Below are 5,319 nucleotides of genomic sequence, written 5' to 3'. Positions count from 1 at the left end.
GCCACCAAGCGGCGCAGGATCGCCGCCCGTTGCCGCAGATGCGGGCTGCCGGAGCGGTAGGCGACGTCGGCGGCCATGGCCGCGGTACCGACGGCCACGGTGTGGCGGCCGGTGATGGCGAGGATCCAGGTACGCGCCAGCAGCGCGTCGCAGAGCGTCACCACATCGGGTCCCGGCCGGGCTGCCCGGGCCGGGCGATCGGTCGGACTCGCCTTGACCCGCTCCAGGTGCCGCAGCGCGTCGGGGTAGCGCTCCAGCGCGAACTCGCTCCAGCCGATCCAGTAGATCGCGTCGGGGTGGGCGGCCAGTTCTGCGTCGCCCGTGGCGTCCAGCAGGGGCACCACGTCGGTCAGCGTCGCCGCCGCCGACACGAAGGCGCCGGTCAGCCCGTCGGCGGCGGCGAGCACCGCCTTGACGCGGATGTGCTCCGTCGTCCTCGGTCGGTCGTCCTGTGCCAGCCGCAGTGCCGTGGTGGCGGCTGCCCGAGCCGCCGCGGCCGATCCGTCGGCCAGTTCCAGGAACGCCTGCTCCAGCAGCAGGTTCACCCGGCTGGACCGGCAGGGCGGATCCGGGGTGACCTCTTCCGCGAGCAGGTCGCGGGCGGGCGCGGGCTCGCCGAGCGACAGGCACAGCCGTACGCATCGGATGACCAGATCGGCCCGTTCGGCGGGCGGTGTCGCGACCGGCTGCCGTAACGCGGCCAGCAGCATGTCCCGGGCGTGCCGGGGCCGTCCGGCGGCGGCGTAGGCCGTGGCGACCTGGCGCAGGAGGAGGTGCCGGTCGGTCGGTGGGCTGCCGACGACGGACGTCAGCCGCAGTGCTGCCTGACGCCACCGGGCGGCCGTCTCCGGGGAGTCGCGCTCGACGGCTGCGGCGGCGCGGCGGAGCGTGCCGGGTGCGGTGGCGTCGTCGGGGGTGGCCACCAGTGCCAGGTGCGGCGCCCGGGCGACCTCCTCGTCCGGGGTACCGGCCAGCGCGGCGGCGGCCCGGGCATGGGCGCCGAGCCGCCATCCGGGTTGGCTGCCGTGGTACACCACGTGGCGTACGAGAGGATGGCGGAACCTGAACCGGGTCGTGTCCGGCACGTGCCGGACGATGTCGGCGCCGGCCAACTCGTCGATCGTGCGACGGACGGTCTCCTCGACGAGTTCGGCGACCACGCCGACGGCCGGCAGGTCGAAGACCTCACCGACCACCGCTGCTCCCGCTGCGGCGAGCCGACTCTGGCTGGAGAGTTCGTCCAGTTCGGCGGCGATCGCGGTCTCCGCTGCCGAGTAGGTCCGGCCGGGCTGCGCGGTGGCGGGTTCCGGTGCCGTCCCCGTGTCGGGGAAAGCGGTCCCCCGCGCGGGCGTCAGGTCGTGCGTCGAGGCGCGCGCGCCGTCGAGCAGCGCCCACAGGTAGCGGGGATTGCCGCCGCTGCATCGGTACAGTTCGTCACTCTCGGCGTCCGAGACACAGTCGGCGAGCAGGGTGCGTACGGCGGTCGGCGACAGGGGTGTGAGCGGTAGCCGCACCAGCGAGGTGCCCGTTCTGGCCGCCGCGCCGCGCAGTCTCGGTGGTGCCTGACGGGTGCGGTAGCCGAACGCCAGCAGCGTCGCCGCCTGCGGCGGGGACTGCACCAGGTAGCAGAGTGCGTCGATGGTGTCGTCGTCGGCGCGGTGCAGGTCGTCGAGGATCACCACCAGAGGTCCCGTCGATGCCAGGACCTCCAGCATGGACCGGATGGCGCGCAGACGTCGGAAGTGCGGCACCGTCGGCGGTGCGGGTCCGTTCTCGGTGCGATACGGGAAACTCGGGAAGATGTCGGCCAGTACCCGGGCGTCGTGTGTCGGCAGGGCGCCCCAGGCGTCTGCCCGCACCGTACGGAGCCGGTCGTCCAGGGCGTCGATGAGGGCGCCGAACGGGAAGACCGCTCCGCCCGGTGGGACCCGACCGGTGAGCACCGGAAGGCTGCGACGCTGGCACCGGTGCGTCAGCTCCGCGAGCAGGTGGGACTTGCCGATGCCGGGGTCTCCGCTGACCTCTATCAGTTGGGCCCCGTCGGTGAGGCGCCCGATCGCCTGGTCCAGGCGGTGGAGTTCGCCGTCCCGGCCGACCAGGGGGTCGCTCGCTCGACCTGGTTGCCTCCCGATCGTCGTCCGACCGGGTGACGCGCTGGACACGCCGTCGGCTTCCCCACCCACCACGGGGATAGATTGTAGTCGATGATCTACGCTGGGTGAGCGACTCAACGCTCTGAGTACACAACTTCCCGAGGTGCGGTCAGGGGTGTACGGGCACCTGGTCGCCTCCGACGACGGTAACGTCCACCCAACCTTCCGACCGACATCGACATCGAGGTGTGAGATGGCGTACCTGAGCCCGGTCGTCGTGCAGCGTGTCGAGGCCGCTGCCGTGGCGGTCCTCGCCGTCGTGGTGACCGTCGCCGTGGGGTACCCGTGGTGGTCACTGCTCGCACTCTTCCTCGTCTTCGACCTGTCCATGCTCGGCTACCTGCGCGGCCCGCGTCTCGGCGCCGTCTGCTACAACCTGGCGCACTCCTATCTGGTGCCCGCCGCGCTGGGCGTGGTGGCCGTGGTCGCGGCCGGGTTCGGTGACCGGATCGACTGGATCGGCATCCTGGCCGTGGCGTGGGCGTTCCACATCGCCGTCGACCGCGCCCTCGGCTACGGACTCAAGACGGCAGAGGGCTTCGAACACACCCATCTCGGTCTGATCGGGAAGGCTCGACAGGCCGCGCTGACCCGCCGACAGGAACGGGATAACACAAGATCATGAGACCCGTCGATACGATGGCACCGTCCACGTAGTACGGACACGGGGGTCGGGGTGCGGGTGGGCGAGGACACCAGTCTGGGGCGGCTGTTGCGGCACCATCGGGCGGCGGCCGGGCTGACGATCGAGGAACTCGCCGACCGATCGGGCGTGAGTACCCGGGCGCTGAGCAACCTGGAGCGTGACCTGGTCCGCCGGCCGCAGCGCCGGACCCTGACCGCAGTCCTCGACGTGTTGGCGCCGCCCTCCGCCGACCGCGCCCTGATCGAGCAGACCGCCGACGCCGGCCGCCTGTCGCCCGGACCGTGCCCGATGCCGGCACCGCCCGCAGACTTCACCGGTCGGGCGGAGGCGCTCGGCAGGCTCGGTGACCTCGCCGAGTCGGCACAGCCCTCGGCCGTCGTCGCGGTGCTGACCGGCCAGCCCGGCGTGGGCAAGACGGCGCTGGCGCTGCGCGCTGCCCACGACCTCGCCGACCGGTACCCGGACGGGCGGTTCTTCGTCGACCTGCGCGGCACCCATCAGCACCCGGCGACCGCCGGTGAGGTGTTGCAACGGCTGCTGCTGGCGCTCGGCTTGAGCGAGTCGCGGATACCGACCGACGTCGACGACCGGGCCCGGATCTACCGTGGGCTGCTGCGACACCGGCGAGCGCTGCTGGTGCTGGACAATGCGGCCTCCGAGGAGCAGGTACGGCCGTTGTTGCCCGGCGACGGCCCGGCCCTGGTGCTGCTCACCTGTCGGCGGTGGCTCAGCGGGTTGGAGGCGGTGCACTGGCTGCCGCAGGAGCCGCTGTCTCCGGCCGAGTCGACGGTGCTGCTGCGGACCATCGGCCGGGTCGAGGGCGTCGCGCCGGAGCGGATCACCGCACTGGCCGGGCACTGTGGGCACCTGCCGCTCGCGATGCGGATCGCCGGGCAGCGGCTACGCGACGACCCGACGCTCACCGTCTCCGACCTGAACGCTCGGCTCGCACAGGCCCGGGACCGCGTCGCCGTCATCGAGGGTGACGACTCCGGCCTGTCTGCGGCGCTCGCGTTGTCGTACCGCTGGCTCCCGGTGACCGGGCGCGCGACGCTGCGGCGACTGGCGCTGATTCCGGGTCCGGACTTCACGGCGGACGCCGCCGCCGCCGTGTGTGGGGTCGAGTTGGCCGAGGCCGAGGATCGGCTCGACGGGCTGGTCGAGTCCGGGCTGCTCGGGCTCCGACCACCGGACCGTTACGGCCTGCACGACCTGGTCCGTGACTTCGCCGCGACCTGTCTGGAGCGGGACGAACCGTCGGCCGTGCCGGCGCTGCGGGAGAGCCTGGTGACCTGGCTGTTGGAGGCGACCGTGCGAGCCGGGCGGCACTTCGAGCCCGGTGGGCCGGCGGCGGATGACGACTCGGACGCGGACCGGGCCCGTGACTGGCTCGACGCCGAGCGGGCGAACTGGCTCCCGGCGCTGCGGATCGCGGCCGAGAGCGGGCAGGACGATCTCGTCGTGGCGGTCTCCGACGCGTTGCACTGGTTCTCCGACCAGCGGATCTATCTGGACATCTGGCCGGAGGTCTTCCGGCTGGCCGCCGAGGCGGCGACCCGCACCGGCGACCTGGCCCGGCAGGCCACGCACCTGAACTATCTCTCCTGGGCGCAGACGCTCTGTCTGAACGACGCCTCCGCCGGCCTGGCCACCGCCCAGGCGGCGCTGCGGTCGGCAAGGCGCGCCGGTGACCGTGCCCAGCAGGGCTGGGCGCTGCTGTACGCCGCCTCGGCGCAACTACGGCTGCGCGACTTCGACGCGGCCCAGCGGCTGCTACGGCGGGGAGGCGGCGTGCTGCGCGCGGCCGGGGACCACGAGGGCACGGCGCAGGCCATGTCGATGCTCGGCATCGCGCTGCGGGCGCTCGGCCGCACGCCGGACGCGCTGCGGGTGCACCGGCGGACGCTGCGGCTCCTGCGCGACACGAGTTTTCCGATCGCTGCGGTGCCGCGCGCCTACTCGGACGCGATCACCTGCCGGTGGATCGGGTTGAACCTGGCGGATCTGGGGCGCTGGGGTGAGGCGGTCGGCATCCTCGGCGAGGCGGTGGCGGGCGCGCGCGCCTGCGGGCTACGGACCCAGGAGCTGGGGGCGCTGATCGAGCTGGCCGAGGCGCTGCGCCGGACCGGCCGCAGCGCGGAGGCGGGTGAGCACCTGGCGGCGGCGATCGAGCTGGCCGGGGTGCTCGGTGATGCCGAGAGCGTCGCTCGCGCCCGTGCGGCGCAGGCCGAACTGAACGCCGGTGCGGCGCAGGCCGAACTGAAGGCCGGTGCGGAAAGGGGTTGAGCTACGGCGGCCCGGTGTGGCGCAGGTGTGCAGAGCCGCAGGGTGCGTGCGGGCCGGTGGGCCGCAGCCGGGTCAGGCTGCGGTGGACGGCACCGCCGGACGAACGTCCCGGGTGCGGGCGACCGCGAACGCGTGCAGGATCGGATTGACCTCGTGGTGGGGAGCGATCCATCCGCAGCCGGCCAGGTCGGCGAGCGCTGCCGCCGGTGGCGTCGGCGCGGCCAGCGCGCGGAC

General features: G+C 73.3%; 3 protein-coding genes. 2 read left to right on the top strand and 1 reads right to left on the bottom strand.

Translation table 11 applies throughout. From position 1 onward, the window contains the following. Positions 1-2,186: AAA family ATPase (locus EYA84_RS25640; protein WP_161595040.1), on the bottom strand; the 2,186-nt coding region annotated here is incomplete at its 3' end. Between the two features lie 160 nt (positions 2,187-2,346). Here EYA84_RS25640 and EYA84_RS25635 point away from each other — a divergent pair. Both EYA84_RS25635 and EYA84_RS25630 read left to right on the top strand, forming a co-directional pair. Continuing rightward, positions 2,347-2,778 (top strand): DUF4260 family protein, encoded by a 432-nt coding sequence (locus tag EYA84_RS25635; protein ID WP_131056120.1) that lies wholly within the window; start codon positions 2,347-2,349, stop codon positions 2,776-2,778. A 57-nt stretch (positions 2,779-2,835) separates the two neighbouring features. Then, positions 2,836-5,085 (top strand): helix-turn-helix domain-containing protein, encoded by a 2,250-nt coding sequence (locus EYA84_RS25630; RefSeq protein WP_131056118.1) that lies wholly within the window; start codon positions 2,836-2,838, stop codon positions 5,083-5,085. Positions 5,086-5,319: the final 234 nt, after the last annotated feature.

This window comes from Verrucosispora sp. SN26_14.1 (genome assembly GCF_004307965.1).
Classification (GTDB): Bacteria; Actinomycetota; Actinomycetes; order Mycobacteriales; family Micromonosporaceae; genus Micromonospora.
This window is presented reverse-complemented; position numbering and strand designations above follow the sequence as displayed.